At 72.2% G+C, this 15221-nt stretch carries 14 protein-coding genes and 1 tRNA gene; 5 read left to right on the top strand and 10 right to left on the bottom strand.

Translation table 11 applies throughout. The features are described from left to right. Nucleotides 1-121: 121 nt before the first annotated feature. A tRNA-Pro gene (locus BX283_RS33095) sits at nucleotides 122-198 on the bottom strand. Nucleotides 199-304: 106 nt separating this feature from the next. Between BX283_RS33095 and BX283_RS33090 the strand changes: the two genes are divergently transcribed. Next, complete coding sequence (locus tag BX283_RS33090) at nucleotides 305-781, top strand: DUF309 domain-containing protein (RefSeq protein ID WP_101391100.1); 477 nt, start codon at nucleotides 305-307, stop codon at nucleotides 779-781. 66 nt (nucleotides 782-847) lie between these two features. On the opposite strand, the gene BX283_RS33085 is transcribed toward BX283_RS33090, so the two are convergent. The 3 genes from BX283_RS33085 to BX283_RS33075 form a co-directional block, all read right to left on the bottom strand. Further along, on the bottom strand, nucleotides 848-1513 hold the full coding sequence (locus tag BX283_RS33085; RefSeq protein ID WP_257584024.1) for an LUD domain-containing protein: 666 nt from the start codon (nucleotides 1511-1513) through the stop codon (nucleotides 848-850). 65 nt (nucleotides 1514-1578) lie between these two features. Further along, on the bottom strand, nucleotides 1579-2997 hold the full coding sequence (locus BX283_RS33080) for a LutB/LldF family L-lactate oxidation iron-sulfur protein (protein ID WP_101391099.1): 1419 nt from the start codon (nucleotides 2995-2997) through the stop codon (nucleotides 1579-1581). Further along, entirely contained in the window at nucleotides 2994-3749 is a 756-nt protein-coding gene (locus tag BX283_RS33075; RefSeq protein ID WP_101391098.1) for a (Fe-S)-binding protein, read from the bottom strand. Before BX283_RS33075 ends, BX283_RS33080 begins: the two co-directional genes overlap by 4 nt. An 81-nt stretch (nucleotides 3750-3830) precedes the next feature. On the opposite strand from BX283_RS33075, the gene cobF reads away from it, so the two are divergent. After that, complete coding sequence (gene cobF / locus BX283_RS33070) at nucleotides 3831-4586, top strand: precorrin-6A synthase (deacetylating) (protein ID WP_101391097.1); 756 nt, start codon at nucleotides 3831-3833, stop codon at nucleotides 4584-4586. Here cobF and BX283_RS33065 read toward each other — a convergent pair. The 4 genes from BX283_RS33065 to BX283_RS33050 all read right to left on the bottom strand — a co-directional run bounded on the left by BX283_RS33065 (nucleotide 4555) and on the right by BX283_RS33050 (nucleotide 8745). Further along, on the bottom strand, nucleotides 4555-5331 hold the full coding sequence (locus BX283_RS33065; protein ID WP_101391096.1) for a cobalt-precorrin-6A reductase: 777 nt from the start codon (nucleotides 5329-5331) through the stop codon (nucleotides 4555-4557). The genes cobF and BX283_RS33065 overlap by 32 nt on opposite strands. A gap of 240 nt (nucleotides 5332-5571) precedes the next feature. Continuing rightward, complete coding sequence (locus BX283_RS33060) at nucleotides 5572-6792, bottom strand: cytochrome P450 (RefSeq protein ID WP_101391095.1); 1221 nt, start codon at nucleotides 6790-6792, stop codon at nucleotides 5572-5574. Between the two features lie 135 nt (nucleotides 6793-6927). Continuing rightward, complete coding sequence (locus BX283_RS33055; RefSeq protein WP_101391094.1) at nucleotides 6928-7785, bottom strand: ketose-bisphosphate aldolase; 858 nt, start codon at nucleotides 7783-7785, stop codon at nucleotides 6928-6930. Nucleotides 7786-7857: 72 nt separating this feature from the next. Next, the gene (locus BX283_RS33050; RefSeq protein ID WP_101391093.1) at nucleotides 7858-8745 is read right to left on the bottom strand and encodes an SIS domain-containing protein; all 888 of its coding nucleotides are present in this window, start codon (nucleotides 8743-8745) and stop codon (nucleotides 7858-7860) included. A gap of 196 nt (nucleotides 8746-8941) precedes the next feature. On the opposite strand from BX283_RS33050, the gene BX283_RS33045 reads away from it, so the two are divergent. Further along, nucleotides 8942-9721 (top strand): DeoR/GlpR family DNA-binding transcription regulator, encoded by a 780-nt coding sequence (locus BX283_RS33045; protein ID WP_101391092.1) that lies wholly within the window; start codon nucleotides 8942-8944, stop codon nucleotides 9719-9721. A gap of 33 nt (nucleotides 9722-9754) precedes the next feature. Here the strand turns inward: BX283_RS33045 and BX283_RS33040 are convergent, their stop codons facing one another. Beyond that, nucleotides 9755-10354 (bottom strand): TetR/AcrR family transcriptional regulator, encoded by a 600-nt coding sequence (locus tag BX283_RS33040; protein ID WP_101391091.1) that lies wholly within the window; start codon nucleotides 10352-10354, stop codon nucleotides 9755-9757. A gap of 167 nt (nucleotides 10355-10521) precedes the next feature. Between BX283_RS33040 and BX283_RS33035 the strand changes: the two genes are divergently transcribed. Beyond that, nucleotides 10522-11424 carry a phosphatase PAP2 family protein gene (locus BX283_RS33035; protein ID WP_101391090.1) on the top strand — a complete coding sequence of 301 codons (903 nt, stop codon included), beginning with the start codon at nucleotides 10522-10524 and terminating at the stop codon, nucleotides 11422-11424. After that, nucleotides 11421-12305, top strand: a complete 885-nt coding sequence (locus tag BX283_RS33030; protein WP_180357320.1) for a DMT family transporter — start codon at nucleotides 11421-11423, stop codon at nucleotides 12303-12305. Before BX283_RS33035 ends, BX283_RS33030 begins: the two co-directional genes overlap by 4 nt. A 115-nt stretch (nucleotides 12306-12420) precedes the next feature. Here BX283_RS33030 and BX283_RS33025 read toward each other — a convergent pair whose 3' ends face one another. Further along, nucleotides 12421-15081, bottom strand: coding sequence for a TIM-barrel domain-containing protein (locus tag BX283_RS33025; protein ID WP_373979317.1), 2661 nt, complete (start codon nucleotides 15079-15081; stop codon nucleotides 12421-12423). Nucleotides 15082-15221 lie beyond the last annotated feature (140 nt).

The raw sequence follows: 15221 nt of genomic DNA, 5'->3' as shown, positions 1-15221 counted from the left end.
CGCTGAGCCGGGGGCAGCCCGCGGTCGACGCTGGGCGGGAGCCCGCGCGCGAACGCCTGGAAAAACGGATGAGCCCGCCTTCGCATCTCTGCGAAAGCGGGCTTCGACCTGCGAAGAACGCTGGTCGGGACGACAGGATTTGAACCTGCGACCCCTTGACCCCCAGTCAAGTGCGCTACCAAGCTGCGCCACGTCCCGTTGCCCGTCTGACCTGGGGTTTCCCCTGGCCGGTCGTGCATGAGAACCATACCTCACTCGTGGCCGTGTTCCGGTACGGGGAGCGGCGGCGGGGGACAATGGGCGCATGGAGACTTCTTCGCGCCGGGACCGGGACACCGAGGGGCGGGCCCGCAACGCGCGGCCCAGGGACGGGCTCGGGCGGCCGCTGCCGTACGGGGCGGCCGGAGTGGAGCGGCAGCCGGAGGGGGTCGTGCGCACCCCGGACGAGACCGTGCGGGAGGCGCAGCGGTTGCTGGACGCGGGGATGCCGTTCCACGCGCACGAGGTGTTCGAGGACGCCTGGAAGTCGGGGCCGGAGAGTGAGCGCGAACTGTGGCGGGGGCTCGCCCAGCTCGCCGTCGGGCTCACCCACGCCGCGCGCGGCAACGCGAAGGGCGGCGCCGCGCTGCTCGCGCGGGGCGCCGACTCGTTGGGGCGGTATGCGGGGACAGCGGTTTACGGGGTCGACCTGAGCGGGCTCATGGCGTGGGCGCGGAAGCTGAGCGAGCGGCTGCCGGGGCCGGTGGACGCGCGGGCCGAGGCGCCGCGACTGACCCGCTGACCAGCTGCGCCCGTGATTCCCCGTCCCCCCGTCCCCCTGACCGGCTCATCGGCTCATCCGCGAGGCTCAGCCGATGACCAGGACGACCTCCAGCGTGCGTGGGCCGTGTACCCCCTCCACCCGGTCCAGCTCGATGTCGCTCGTCGCGGACGGGCCCGAGATCCAGGTCAGCGGGCGGGTGGGGTCGAGGCGCGCCATCGCCTGGGGCACCGACGCGACGACCTGGTCCGGCGCCCGTACGACGCAGACGTGGTGGTCGGGGACGAGCGTGATGCGGCGTCTGCCCTGGTCGGGGCCGCCGTCCAGGACGATCGTGCCCGTCTCCGCGATGGCGAGGGCGCACCCCGTGACGACGCTGTCCACGGTGTCCAGTTCGGCCGCGGTGGATTCGGACCGGTCCTGGACGCGTTCGGGACCGGCTTCGCCCAGCCACTCCGGGGGCAGCCCGGGCGGAACCAGGACCGTCGACGAGCCGTGCTCGGCGAGCAGCCGCGCCAGGAGCGCGGGCAGGCCCTCGGCGTCCGTGCGGTGGACGAGCGCCCGGTACTCGGCCAGGTTCTCGTGCAGCAGGTCGAGTACGGCCGCGGGGTCGTCCGGGGTGTGGCTGGTCAGGTAGGCCCGGGTGACCTCGGGGGCCTCGCGGGCGTCGGCCACGGCCGTGCGGACGCGGGCCAGGATGCGGTCGCGGGAGCTTCCGCCCGTACCCCTCGCGCTCCGGACCGGTCCCGCCACGGCTCCCCCTTCCGTCGTCACCGAGCCCGTCACGGCCCTTCCCCCATCCATCGGCACCGGCCCCGTCACCGCCCCTCCCCCTTCCACCAGTCGCGGAACGACTTCTCCGGCAGCTCCGGCAGCTCGCGGCCGGCCGTCCACGCTCCGGTGCCCGGCACCTTCTTCGGGTGCAGTCGGCGCGTCCGGGTCGCCGCGCGTTCGGCCGCCGCCAGCACCGCGGGCCGGTCCATCGCCCAACTCGCCGCCTTCATCGCCGCCTTCTCCAGGCGGTGCCCCTTGCCGCCCCGGTCCGCCACGCGCTCGCGCAGATGGACCAGCACCTCGGGAATGTCGATCGCGACCGGGCACACCTCGTAACACGCCCCGCAGAGCGAGGAGGCGTACGGCAGCGAGGCGTCGATCTCGCTCGCGGTGCCCCGGAGTTGGGGGCTGAGGATGGCGCCGATCGGGCCCGGGTAGACCGAGCCGTACGCATGGCCGCCGGCCCGTTCGTACACCGGGCAGACGTTGAGGCAGGCCGAGCAGCGGATGCAGCGCAGCGCCTGGCGGCCGACCTCGTCGGCGAGGGTGTCGGTGCGGCCGTTGTCCAGCAGGACCAGGTGGAAGACCGAGGGGCCGTCGCCGTCCGTGGTGCCCGTCCACATGCTGGTGTACGGGTTCATCCGCTCGGCCGTGGACGAGCGCGGCAGCGTCTGGAGGAAGACCTCCAGGTCCCGCCAGGTGGGGATCACCTTCTCGATTCCGACGACGGAGATCAGCGTCTCGGGGAGGGTCAGGCACATCCGGCCGTTGCCCTCCGACTCGAAGACGACGAGGGTGCCGGTCTCGGCGACCATGAAGTTCGCGCCGCTGACGCCGACCTTGGCGCGCAGGAACTTCTCGCGCAGATGCAGCCGCGCCGCCTCGGCCAGCTCGGCGGGGCTGTCGGTCAGACCGTCCGGGGCCGGTCGGCCCCAACTCCCCATCTCCTCGCGGAAGATGTCCCGGATCTCCCCCCGGTTGCGGTGGATCGCCGGGACCAGGATGTGGGACGGACGGTCGTGGCCTAGCTGCACGATCAGTTCGGCGAGGTCGGTCTCGTACGCGGAGATGCCCTCGGCGACCAGTGCCTCGTTGAGGCCGATCTCCTGGGTGGCCATCGACTTGACCTTGACGACCTCGCGCTCGCCGGTGGCCTTGACCAGGTCGGCGACGATGCGGTTGGCCTCGTCGGCGTCGGCGGCCCAGTGGACGGTGCCCCCGGCCCGTACGACGGACTCCTCCAACTGCACCAGATAGCGGTCGAGATGGCGCAGGGTGTGGTTCTTGATCTGTTTACCCGCCTCGCGCAGCTGCTGCCAGTCGGCGAGCTCGGCGACCGCTCTGGCGCGTTTGTCGCGGATGGTATGGGTGGCGTGCCGGAGGTTGGCGCGCAGGGTGCTGTTGCCGACGGCCTCCCTGGCGGCCTCGGGAAAGGCGGGCATGCCGACGAAGGTGCCGCTCATGGGTGGGGCTCCGCTTCCGTACTGGCGAGGATCTCGGCGAGGTGCAGAGGGCGCAGAGGGTCGCCCCGGCGGCGCAGGATGCCGCCGAGGTGCATCAGGCAAGAGCTGTCGGCGCCGCAGAGCACCTCGGCGCCGGTGGTGAGCGCGCTGTCCGCCTTGTCGGTGCCCATCGCCGCCGACACGGCCGGGTTCTTCAGGGCGAAGGTGCCGCCGAAGCCGCAGCACTCCTCGGCGCCGGGCAGTTCGCGCAGCTCCAAACCCTTGACGGCCTCCAGGAGCCGGCGCGGCCGCTCCCCGAGCCCCAGCGTGCGCAGACCGTGACAGGAGGGGTGATAGGTGACGGTGTGCGGGAAGTACGCGCCGACGTCCGTGACGCCGAGGACGTCGACCAGGAACTCCGACAGCTCGTACACGCGCGGGACGAGTGATCCGGCGATCCCGCCGAGCTCCGTGCCACGGCCCTCGGCGGCCGCCTTGCGGGCGATGCGGGGGTAGTTCTCGCGGACCATCGCCGCGCAGGAGCCGGACGGGGTGACCACGTGGTCGTACCCCTCGAAGACCGCACCCATCCGGCGCACCAGCGGCTCGGTCTCCCGGCGGTAGCCGGTGTTGAACTGGGCCTGTCCGCAGCACGTCTGTCCGGGCGGGAAGTCGACCTCGACGCCCAGGCGTTCGAGGAGTGTCACCGTCGCGACGGCCGTGGCCGGGTACACCGCGTCATTGACGCAGGTGACGAAGAGTGCGACACGCATGGTCGGAGGATAGGCGGTGGGTCCCGGCCCCGGTAGGCCTCGCTGTCCGTGCCCCGGCACGGATGCGGCAGACTCGGGGCCGTGAGAAAGATCTATGTGATCGGCATCGGGGCGGGCGACCCCGACCATCTGACGCTCCAGGCCGTCAAGGCGCTGAACAAGGCGGATGCCTTCTTCATCATGGAGAAGGGCGAGGAGAAGTCCGATCTGACCGGGCTGCGCAGGGACATCCTCGACACGCATGTGACCGGCCGGCCGTACCGGCTCGTCGAGGCGCGGGACCCTGAGCGGGACCGCAAGACATCGGACTACTCGCCCGCCGTCGACGACTGGCGGCGCCGCCGGGCCGACCTCTACGAGCGCTTCATCGTGGACGATCTGGCCGAGGACGAGTGCGGGGCGTTCCTGGTGTGGGGCGATCCCGCGCTGTACGACTCCACGCTCGGCATCCTGGAGGAGATCCTGGAGCGGGGCGCGGTGGAGTTCGCCTACGAGGTGGTGCCGGGCATCAGCAGCGTCTCGGCGCTCCTCGCCAAGCACCGGACGGGGCTGAATAGAGTGGCCCGGCCCGTGCAGATCACCACCGGGCGGCGGCTCGCGGAGGGCTGGCCGGAGGGGGTCGACGACGTGGTGGTGATGCTGGACGCGCGCCAGGCCTTCACCCGTCACCTCGACCAGGACCTGTACATCTACTGGGGTGCGTACGTCGGCACGCCGGACGAGATCCTGGTGCAGGGGCGGCTGTCCGAGGTCTCCGACCGCATCGAGGAGCTGCGGGCGCGGGCGCGGGAGCGCAAGGGGTGGATCATGGATACGTATCTGCTGCGGCGGGGCTGAGCAGCGCGAGCACGGTCTGTACGTCGGGGGCGGTCCGCACCCCGGCGGGCGGGTCGGGCCGCCGCACCACCACGACCGGCAGCCCGAGCTCGCGGGCGGCGGTGAGCTTGGCGGCGGTCGCGGGGCCGCCGCTGTCCTTGGTGACGAGGACGTCGATGCGGTGCTCCCGCAGGAGCCCCCGCTCCCCGTCCAGGGTGAACGGGCCCCGGTCGAGGACGACTTCGCAGTGGCGCGGGGTCGGCGGGTCCGGGGCCTCCACGGAGCGGATGAGGAACCAGAGGGCGTGGAGGGGATCCACCGGGTCCTCGGGGACGAAGGCCTGGAGGCCCAGGCGGCCGGTGGTGAGGAACACCCGGCGGCCGAGGGTGGGCAGGAGGGCAGCGGCCTCGGTCAGGGTGTGCACGCTGTGCCAGATGTCGCCGGGGGCGGGGGTCCAGCCGGGGCGGCGCAACGCGATGAGCTCGGTGCCGGTGTTTCGGGCTGCGTCGGCCGCGTTCTCGCTGATGCGGTGGGCGAAGGGGTGGGTGGCGTCGAGGAGTGCGGTGACGTGGTGCTCCCGTATCCAGCGCGCCAGGCCTTCGGCTCCGCCGAACCCTCCGGTTCTCAGCTCGCCCGGGAGCGGTCTGGGCTGTGCGACGCGGCCCGCGAGGGATGTGGTGACACGGATGCCGGTTTCGGTGAGGGCGGTCGCCAGGGTTCGGGCTTCGGCTGTGCCGCCGAGGATCAGGGCGTGGGGGGCGGGCATGGTGCCGAGGATAGTTTGCCCCGCCCCACCCCTTCCCCGGGGGCTTTGCCCCCGAGCCCCCTCGCGGGGCCTGCGGCCCCTGCACCCCGCTGTGTTCGTCTGCGGACCGTGGCGGGCTGGTCGCGCAGTTCCCCGCGCCCCTGAAATGCTCGGCTTCGCCCTCGCACTCGCCATCACCCCGTACCCCCTAGGGGCGCGGGGAACTGCGCGGCCAGCCACAGACCACCCGCACGCGAACCCTCACCACACCACTTCCAACACCTCCGGCGACCGATGGATCAGCGTCGGGTGCATCCGTACCGGTGTGTCCGGGGTGGCCAGGCGTAGGGTCGGGAAGTTTGTGGTGAGGAGGTGGATCGTCAGGTGGAGTTGTTCTCGGGCCAGGTTCGCGCCGGGGCAGCTGTGGGCGCCGTGGCCGAAGGACAGGTGGCGGGACGGCGGTCGGGTGATGTCGAACGTGTCGGGACGCTCGTGGCGGCGGGCGTCGCGGTTGGCCGAGCCGAAGGCCACGAAGACGGCGGCCCCGGTGGGGAGTTCGGTCCCGGACAGCAGGACCGGGCGGGTCGTGATGCGCCGAAAGCCCTGTAGCGCCGTGTCGTAGCGCACAGCCTCCTCGATCGCCGCCGGGATCAACTCCGGTTTCTCGCAGAGCAGTTCCCATTGCGTGCGGTGGCGCAGCAGGTGCAGCACCGTCGTGCCGATCTGCGCCGTCGTCGTCAGATGGCCTGCCAGGAGGAAGTTCTGGAGGTGGGCCACCAACTCGTGGCGCTCCTCCAGGGTCAGTTCGCCGGTGCCCGGCGCGAGGGCCGTCAGCAGGGCCGTGCAGAGGTCGTCGCGCGGCCGGGCCCGTCTCGCCCGCAGATATGTGTCGAGCAGTTGCTGCATCGTCACCACGTCCCGCGCCGCCGCGATCTGCTCGGGCTCCTCCAGCGGCCGGAACAGCAGTTCCTCCGCCCGGTGGCCGCCGCGTACCGCCACCGGCACGTCCACCGCGTCCAGGCCGATCAGCCGCCCGATGACATCGCCGGGGAGCAGCATCGCGTACTCCCCCATCAGCTCGGCCCGGCCCCGTGCCTTGAAGGCCTCGACGAGGGCGGTGGCGCGCTCGGTGGCGTACGGGAGCACGGCGGCCACCCGGGCGGCCGAGAGGCCGTGGACGATGGGGGCGCGCAGCCGCTGGTGCTGGGGGCCGTCCGAGGTGACCACGACCGGGCGGCCGCCGAAGCCGCTGCCGAGTTCGGCGAGGACGGCGGGGCCGGGGATCACGTCCGGGCGCAGCGCGTTCGCCGACGAGAACGCTTCGGGGCGGCGCAGCACTTCCCGTACGTCGGCGTCGCGCGCGACCAGCCACGCGTCCAGTTCGGGCACGAAGGTCAGGCCCTCGGCGCGGCGGGCGCGCGCGTAGTGCGGATAGGGGTCGCGCTGGAGCGCGTCGAGCCGTGCGTGCTCATGCCTGTCCACAGGCTCATCGTGTACGAAGCGGGTCCACGGCGGAAGAGCACCGGTCGCGCCGGAAGTGCCCGTGGTCGGTGACCGGCGAGGGGCGCGGGCGGCCGCCGGGCCCGGGGAAGGGGGCCCGGCGGCGCGCCGCGCGCGTCAGGCTCCGGTGCTCAGCACCCCGATCAGACGGGTGACCGCCTGCACCATCGCCTGGCGCCCGACCGTCAGATAGCTGCGGGCGTCCACCGCCTCCGGGTGGGCCGCGAGATACGCGCGGATCGCGTCGGTCATGGCGATGTTCAGCGCCGTACCGATGTTGATCTTGGCCATGCCGCCCGCGACCGCCGCCGTCAGCTCGCCGTCGGGGACGCCGGAGGAGCCGTGCAGCACCAGCGGGACGTGCAGCGCCGCGTCGAGGCGGGCGAGCAGTCCGTGGTCGAGGGCGGCCGTGCGGGTGGTCATGGCGTGGGTGTTGCCGATGGCGACGGCGAGCGCGTCGACCCCCGATTCGGCGACGAAGGCGCGCGCCTCCTCTGGGTCGGTCCGGGCGCCGGGCGCGTGCGCGTCCAGCGGCGGCTGCCCGTTCTTGCCGCCGACCTCTCCCAACTCGGCCTCGATCCACAGGCCTTGGGTGTGCGCCCAATCAGCGGCGGCCCGCGTCGCGGCGAGGTTCTGCTCGTACGGCAGCTGGCCGCCGTCGTACATCACCGAGCTGAACCCGGCGTCGGCCGCCTGCCGCAGCAGGTCGTCGCGCTGGACGTGGTCGAGGTGGAGCGCCACCGGTACGGCGGCGGCCTCGGCAGCGGCGACGGCTGCCCGGGCGAGCGGCAGCACCCGGCCGTAGCGGAACTTCACCGCGTTCTCGCTGATCTGCAGGACGACCGGCGAGTGCGCGGCCTCGGCGCCCGCGATGACGGCCTCGGCGTGCTCCAGCGTGATGATGTTGAAGGCGGCGACGGCGCTGCGCTTGGCCGCGGCGTCGGTCACCAGGGTGGCGGTCTGGGCGAGTGGCATCCGGGGTCCTTCTCCGTGCGGTGGGTCGGCTGCGGGCTGTGCGTGGCTGGTCGCGCGGTTCCCCCGCGGCCCCTATGACTGGCTGTCGAGGATCACCGAGCGGGTGAGGTGGCGCGGGCGGTCCGGGTCCAGGCCCCGGGCGGCCGCGACGGCGACGGCGAGGCGCTGCGCCCGTACCAGCTCGGCCAGCGGGTCGAGGCCTCCGGCCACCCACTGGGCCCCGGTGGCGCGCACCTGCTCGGCGAGCCCGTCGGGGGCCTCGCCGAACATCCAGGTGGCGGTGTTCTCGGTGGAGATGCTGATCGGGCCGTGGCGGTACTCCATGGCCGGGTACGCCTCGGTCCAGGACAGCGACGCCTCGCGCATCTTCAGCGCGGCCTCCTGGGCGAGCCCGACCGTCCAGCCGCGGCCCAGGAACGTGAACTGGGCGCGCCCGACGAGCCCTTCGGGCAGCGGCTCGGCCAGCGCGGTACGCGCGTCGGCGACGGCCTGCTCGGGGTGCAGACCGAGGTGGACGCGGAGCAGGGTGAGCGCCGTGGTGGCGAAGCGGGTCTGGACCACCGACTCCTCGTCGGCGAACTCCATGACCACCACGTCGTCGGCGGCCCGCATCACCGGGGTCTCCGGGTCGGCGGTGATCGCGGTGGTGCGGGCGCCGCCGCGCACCTGGGCGAGGAGTTCGAGGACCTCGGTGGTGGTGCCGGAACGGGTGAGGGCGACCACCCGGTCGTAGGAGCGGCCGGCCGGGTACTCGGACGCGGCGAACGCGTCGGTCTCGCCCTGGCCCGCGCCCTCGCGCAGCGCGGCGGCAGCCTGGGCCATGAACAGCGAGGTGCCGCAGCCGACGATCGCGACCCGCTCGCCCGGCGCGGGAAGGGCGTCCTTGTGGTGCACCGCCAGCTCGGCGGCGCGCTTCCAGCACTCGGGCTGGCTGCTGAGTTCGTTCTCGACATGGCTCATGCCGGGCTCCCACTCGCTCTGGATCCGTGGCCCGGATCCGTAACCGGATGCGTGTTTCTGCAAAATATAGCTAGCTTTCAAGCACAATCAAGCATCTTGAGGTGAGTTAAAGTCATCACCGACGGTGACGACGGCAGGATGCGCCCAAGGGCACGGCCGAGAAGTACCCCAGAGCACGGCAGAGAAGAGGTTCCGGATGTCGCGCGACGCCCGCTGGCAGGCGCTGCTCGAACTGCTCGTGGAGCAGGGCCGCCTCGACGTCGAGGAGGCGGCGACGGCGCTCGGCGTGTCCGCCGCGACCATCCGCCGCGACTTCGACCAGCTCGCCGAGCAGCAGATGCTGGTCCGCACCCGAGGCGGCGCGGTCGTGCACGGGGTGTCGTACGAGCTGCCGCTGCGCTACAAGACGGCCCGGCAGGCGTCGGAGAAGCAGCGCATCGCGAAGGCCGTGGCGGATCTGATCGCACCCGGCGAGGCGGTGGGGCTCACCGGCGGCACCACGACCACGGAGGTGGCGCGGGCGCTCGCCGTACGGCCCGAACTCGCCTCCGGATCACCGGCGTTGACGATCGTGACCAACGCGCTGAACATCGCCAACGAGCTGGCCGTGCGGCCCCAGTTCAAGATCGTGGTGACCGGCGGGGTCGCCCGGCCCCAGTCCTACGAGCTCACCGGGCCGCTGGCCGGGGGCGTGCTCAACCAGATCACCATGGACGTGGCGGTGCTCGGCGTCGGCGCCTTCGACGTCACGCACGGCGCGTCGGCGCACGACGAGGACGAGGCCGGGATCAACCGGCTGCTGTGCGAGCGGGCCGAGCGGGTCATCGTCGCGGCCGACTCCACCAAGCTGGGCAAGCGGACGTTCGCGCGGATCTGCGCGACGGATCAGGTGGGCACGCTGGTGACGGACGCGGGGGTGTCCGAGGAGACGGCAGCCCGGTTCACCGACGCGGGCGTCACGGTACTGGCGGTCTGAACTCCCGTACGGTACAGGGCAACTGACTGAGCGTCAGCTGAGGCCCAGCGCCGGAAGGATCACCGCTTCCAGGAACTCCGGCAGGGCGTCCCTCCCGGCGAAGCGGTCCTCGAAGAGCGGCTCGACGCGCAGGACGCCCATGAAGGCCGGGGCGACGAAGTCGACGGCCCGGTTGTCCGCGTCCACCTCACCGCGCTCCACCCCGCGCCGCAGCATCGCGTCGAGCGCGGCGATCTCCGGGTTCAGCATGGTCTCGCGCAGCATTTCGCGCAGGTCGGGGTGCATCACATAGGCCTGGCCGACGGCCTCCATCAGCTCGGTGTCGCGGCCCTTGGCGCGGGAGGCCGCCCGCGCCGCCTCGCGCAGGTCGCCCGCGAGCGTGCCGGTGTCGATCCCGGTGAAGAACGAGCAGCGGCTCGCCCCGAGCGCCGCCGTGACCAGGACCGACTTGGACTTCCACTGGCGGTAGAGCGTGGCCTTGCCGCACTTGGTGCGCGCGGCGACACCCTCCATGGTCACGGCGTCGTAGCCGCCCTCGCGCAGCAGGTCGAGCACCGCCTCGTACAGCTCAAGCTCCCGCTCGGGGCTGATCTTGCTGCGGCGTGCGGCGGCCGTCGCGGCCTGCGTCGACATCGCGTTCCTCCGGTGCGTGGGGCCGTGCTCCTGCACATACGAGAGTAGGCGCCGCTCAACCGAGACGCAAACGTATCGAGACGTTTGCGTCTCGATGAAATCCGATCTAGCCTTCGTACGTTCGCTTGTCGATTTCTGCTCGATTTCTTGCTCAAAGGGGCCGGAGAATGGCTGCCGGTATACGTCCAGGGACCCGGCGTCCCACCGGACCGGAGACGACCGGTACCTCCCGGCCGCCCCTGGTGCGCGAGCTGCTGCTCGTGACCGCGCTCTTCGTCGTGTACAAGTTCGGCCGGCAGCTGGCGAACGGCCACGAGACGCGCGCCTTCCACAACGCCGACCGCGTCTGGGACTGGGAGCGCGCGCTCCATCTGCCCGGCGAGGGCGCGGTGCAGCGGCTCCTGCTCCACAACGAGACCTTGATCCAGGTCGCCAACACCTTCTACGCGGCCGTCCACTTCCCCGCGACAATCGCCTTCCTGGTCTGGCTGTACGTGAAGCGGCCCGCCCACTACCTCTGGTCCCGCCGGGTCCTGGCGCTGGTGACCACGGCCGCGCTCGCGCTGCACATCCTGCTGCCGCTGGCGCCGCCCCGGATGCTGGCGTCGGCCGGGCTCGTGGACACCGCGCAGGTGTACGGGCCGTCGGTGTACTCGGCGAAGCCGGACACGGACACCATGGCCAACCAGTTCGCGGCGATGCCGTCGCTGCACTTCGGGTGGGCGCTGATGGTGGCGATCGGCCTCGTCGCGGCGACCCGCGGCCGGTGGCGCTGGCTGTGGCTGCTGCACCCGGCACTCACCCTGCTGGTGATCGTCGGCACCGCCAACCACTACTGGCTGGACGCGCTCGTCGCGGCCGCGCTCCTCGGCGCGGCCCTGTACCTGGTGCCGCGTCCGAAGCCGGTACGCAGCGGTCGCACCGTCGCCGTCCACGTGCGCCGGAGCCCCGCGCCCCGGCCCGCCGTGGCCCCTGAACCCGCCCGTGCCCCGGAATCTGCCCTGACCACCGGGCGCACGGGCGTCTCCCGTACCGCCGACGCCGACCGGCTCGCGGAGGCGCTGCGATGAACGAGTCCGCGGTCCTCGCCATCCTGCTCTCGCTCGCCTCGGCCGCCGGGTACGCCCTCGCCGCCGTCGCCCAGTCCCGGCTGGCCTCCGCGAACGGGGGCGGTGGACTCGCCGCCCTGCTCGCCCGGCCGCAGTGGTGGTGGGCCGTCGGGCTGAACGCGGCGGGCGCGCTGATGCACGTCGCGGCCCTCCACTACGGCCCGCTCACCCTGGTCCAGCCGCTGGGTGCGCTCACCCTGGTCGCGGCGCTGCCGATCGGCGCGTACTACCAGCGGCGCCGGGTCACCCGGCGCGAGTGGCGCGGCGCCGCCTGGACGCTCGCGGGGCTGACCGGGCTGATCGCGCTGACCGGGCCCGCGACGCCCGGCGACGCGCTGAGCCTGCGCGAGGGACTCGCCGTGGCGGCGGCCACCGCGCTCCTGATCGCGGTGGCCTCCCGCGCCGGATCCGGCTCTGGCCGCGTCGGCCTCGGTCACGCCACCGCCTCCGGCGTCGCCTCGGGCGTGGCCTCCGCGCTCACCCAGACGGTCACCGCCTCGCTCGCCCGCGAACTGCCGGGCGGGCCGATGGCCTGGTGGCAGACGACCCTGCTCGCCGTCCTTGTGGCGGCGTTCGCGGTGGGCGGGCTGCTGCTCTCGCAGTCCGCGTTCCGGGGCGGGTTGGCCGCGCCGCTCGCCGTGGTGAACCTCGCCAACCCGGCGGCGGCCGCCGTGATCGGCGTGGCGCTGCTCGGCGAGCGGTTCCACGGCGGACCGCTCGGCTGGCTCACCGCGGCGGCCGCGGCGGCGGTCGCCGCACGCGGTGTGATCATGCTGACCGGCGCGGAGCCGGTGCAGGTCCCGGCCCCGCGCGCGCCGGAACCGGTCCACGTGCCCGTCTGAGCGCACCGGAGCCTCAGAGCGCACAAACCGTCGCCGCGCGCACCCACCCGACGGCGAAGCCGTGACGACGAAGGGCCGCACCGGCAACTCCGGTGCGGCCCCCGCTGCCCGTCGGTCAGCCGAGCGTGACCGTGAAGCCGTGCGCGGTCGGGACCGAGGCGGTCTTGACCTCCGTCACACCGGTCGTGGCGTCGTGGAACCAGCCCGACCCGGCCGCCGCCAGCTCCTGCGCGGAGCCGTAGCGGTGCAGCCGGTCGCCGCCCACGGCGACGGCCGCGGGCGCGGACTTCGCGTGCACCGTGAAGCGGTACGCGCGAGCGGCGGGCTTGCCCGTGTAACTGCCCACGCTGGGGCCGACCTCGATGACCGAGCCGCGGCCCGCCGAGAGCACCTGGACCCGCTGGGTGGCCGACAAGCCCTGGGCGAACTGCCGGGTCACGCCGTCGTCCTCGTACAGCGTGTACGCGGACCTGCCCGCCTGCGGGTAGATGTCGTAGTCGAGTTCGCCCTTGTCCCGGGTCTGCCAGGACAGCGTGCCCTTGGGCCACATCGGGACGATCGAGCCGCCCTTCACGAACAGGGGAAGCGTGTCGAGCGGCGCCTTGTAGCCGTTGATGGTGGTCGGGCCCTGGTAGGTCTTCCCGGTCCAGTAGTCGGTCCAGGTGCCCTTGGGCAGATAGATGCCGTCGCGCACCTCGGTGTCGCTGTAGACCGGGGCGACCAGGAAGTCCGGACCCGCCAGGAACTCGTACTTGGCGTTCGGGCCCAGCGTATTCGGGTCGTCCGGGTACTCCAGGGACAGCGGGCGGACCGCGCCGACGCCGGTCTTCGTGGCGTCCTTGGAGAGCCCGTACATGTACGGGATGAGCCGCTCCTTCAGCTGGAGGTACTTGCGGTTGATGGACGTGTACGGCTCGCCGTCCAGCCAAGGCTGCTGGTCGTGCGGCTTGTGCGTGGTGAGGTCGCTCGACCAGCCGTCCATGGTCATGATGGCGGGCAGGAACGCCTTCCACTGGAGGTCGCGGGCGTACATCTTCGGGTCGTGGGCGAAGATGCTGCCCACGTCACCGGTGTTGTAGGCGATGCCGGAGAGCGTGGCGCCCGCGTAGGTGGGGATCTGCCAGCGGATGTAGTCCCAGCTCAGCTTCTGGTCGCCGCTCCACAGGACGCCGCAGCGCTGGGCGCCCGCCCAGGAGACCGGCAGCCAGACGAAGCCGCGGGCGTCGCTGTTGTCCTCGATGCCGGCCTTCGCCTGGTCGCAGGCGTTGAGGGCGAAGCCGTAGCCGTTGCCGACCCAGGCCACGTCGAGCTTGGCGACCCGCTGGCCCGCCTTGACCTGGTCGGCGAGCTTGTCGAGGCCGTCCTGGGTCCACAGGCCCAGCTGGGCGTGGTGCGCCTGGAGGCCCTGGCCGGTCTCGGCGAGGTTCTCGTAGCCGCAGCCGTAGCCGTCGTTGACGAGCATCCAGCCGAGCGGCATCTGGTTCTGCGTGTATCCGTCGGCGACCTTCAGCGCGTCCAGGGTGTGCCGCTCACCCCGGTTGGCGTTGTGCAGATAGCAGTCGGAGTCGCCTGGTTCGAGCCCGTACACAGGCGGCATGAACGGCTTGCCGACCAGCGAGGTGTACTTGCCGATCACGGACTTCACGTCACCGGTGAAGTAGTAGGCGTCCAGGCGCCGTTCCTGCTGGCCGGTGCGGACGTGGGGGCCGAAGTCGTAGACGCCCGGGGCGAAGGTGTTGCGGAAGACGCCGTAGCCGGCCGAGGAGACGTAGAACGGCTGGGAGTTGTTGTAGCCGCCCTCGTTCCAGTTGGTGTTGTTGCCGACGTTCATCACCTGGTCGCGGTGCGAGAAGCTGCCGTTCTGCTCGCCACCGCCGAAGAACTGCTCGGCGGCGCCGCGCGTCAGGCTCTGCCGCAGCCCGCCGGTGGTCCAGCGGAGCGGGTCGGCCTCCTGCCAGATCGCGGTGCGGTTGTCGGCCTTGTAGAGCCCGAACCGCAGGGGCTTCTTGTAGACGCGCAGGACGGTGTCCTTGGCGCGGATCCCGTAGTAGGCACCCGCGTCGAAGGACGTGGTCGCCCGCCGCGGCTTCGGCTGGTGCTGGATCATGCGGCTGCCCGGCGGGTCCGCGAGGACGCCGTCGGGCGAGGCCTGCAGCCGCAGGGTGTCGTCCTCGAAGAACTCGGCGCGGGCCTTCAGCGGGCCCGCCGCGATCTCGTACGTACCGTGTCCGCCGGTGAAGCCGGTGAGGTTCCCGGCGTCGCTCGCCTCGGGCAGATAGGCCTTGCCCGTGAAGGAGTTGTCGTGCACGTCGTAGGGGACGACGACCACGTGGTACGTGCCCGACGCCTTGGGGATGACCGTCGCCTCGGGGTCGGCGGTCCCGGCGCTCTCGGCGACCTTCTTGCCCGCCGAGTCGTAGATGTAGAGGTCGAAGTCGTCGGTGGGCCTCTCCCACTGGATGGAGACAGGGACGCCACCCTCGGGGTTGTCGTCCCACTCGCCCGCCGGCGGGTTCACCGTCAGGTCGAAGCGGGCGCAGACCGCGTTGGAGGGGTCATCGGCCGGGGTGCCGCACTTGTCGGGCGAGCCGACCGTGCCCTTGGGGTAGACCGGGCTCTGCCAGGTGACGCTCTTGGAGGTGCCGTCGAGGGTGCCGGAGGGCGGGGCGGCGTCGGCCGCCGAGGCGGCCGGGACCGTGAGCGCGGTGAGGGTGAGGGCGGCCGCCGCGAGCACGGCGGCGGCCACTCTCCCCCGGCGGTGTCGAAGGTTCCGCAAGGAGTGTTCTCCGTTCGTACCGAGCCGCTTCCGAAGCTGGTTCCGAAGCCACTTCCGAACAATGAGGGGGCAGTGCGTGCGCATTCATGCTTGGAACCGTGCAGTTTCGAGCATCAAGATTCACGACGCGGCCGGTACAT

Origin of the sequence: Streptomyces sp. TLI_146 (assembly GCF_002846415.1) — a bacterium.
Taxonomy (GTDB): domain Bacteria; phylum Actinomycetota; class Actinomycetes; order Streptomycetales; family Streptomycetaceae; genus Streptomyces.
The sequence above is the reverse complement of the archived record's forward strand: the minus strand, read 5'-3'. Positions and strand labels throughout refer to the sequence as shown.

Bases quoted from the DNA above. Each gene is read 5' to 3' on its own strand.
- BX283_RS33090 (WP_101391100.1), top strand. From the start codon at position 305: ATGGAGACTTCTTCGCGCCGGGACCGGGACACCGAGGGGCGGGCCCGC.
- BX283_RS33080 (WP_101391099.1), bottom strand. From the start codon at position 2,997: ATGAGCGGCACCTTCGTCGGCATGCCCGCCTTTCCCGAGGCCGCCAGG.
- BX283_RS33075 (WP_101391098.1), bottom strand. From the start codon at position 3,749: ATGCGTGTCGCACTCTTCGTCACCTGCGTCAATGACGCGGTGTACCCG.
- BX283_RS33065 (WP_101391096.1), bottom strand. From the start codon at position 5,331: ATGCCCGCCCCCCACGCCCTGATCCTCGGCGGCACAGCCGAAGCCCGA.
- BX283_RS33055 (WP_101391094.1), bottom strand. From the start codon at position 7,785: ATGCCACTCGCCCAGACCGCCACCCTGGTGACCGACGCCGCGGCCAAG.
- BX283_RS33050 (WP_101391093.1), bottom strand. From the start codon at position 8,745: ATGAGCCATGTCGAGAACGAACTCAGCAGCCAGCCCGAGTGCTGGAAG.
- BX283_RS33045 (WP_101391092.1), top strand. From the start codon at position 8,942: ATGTCGCGCGACGCCCGCTGGCAGGCGCTGCTCGAACTGCTCGTGGAG.
- BX283_RS33040 (WP_101391091.1), bottom strand. From the start codon at position 10,354: ATGTCGACGCAGGCCGCGACGGCCGCCGCACGCCGCAGCAAGATCAGC.
- BX283_RS33035 (WP_101391090.1), top strand. From the start codon at position 10,522: ATGGCTGCCGGTATACGTCCAGGGACCCGGCGTCCCACCGGACCGGAG.
- BX283_RS33030 (WP_180357320.1), top strand. From the start codon at position 11,421: ATGAACGAGTCCGCGGTCCTCGCCATCCTGCTCTCGCTCGCCTCGGCC.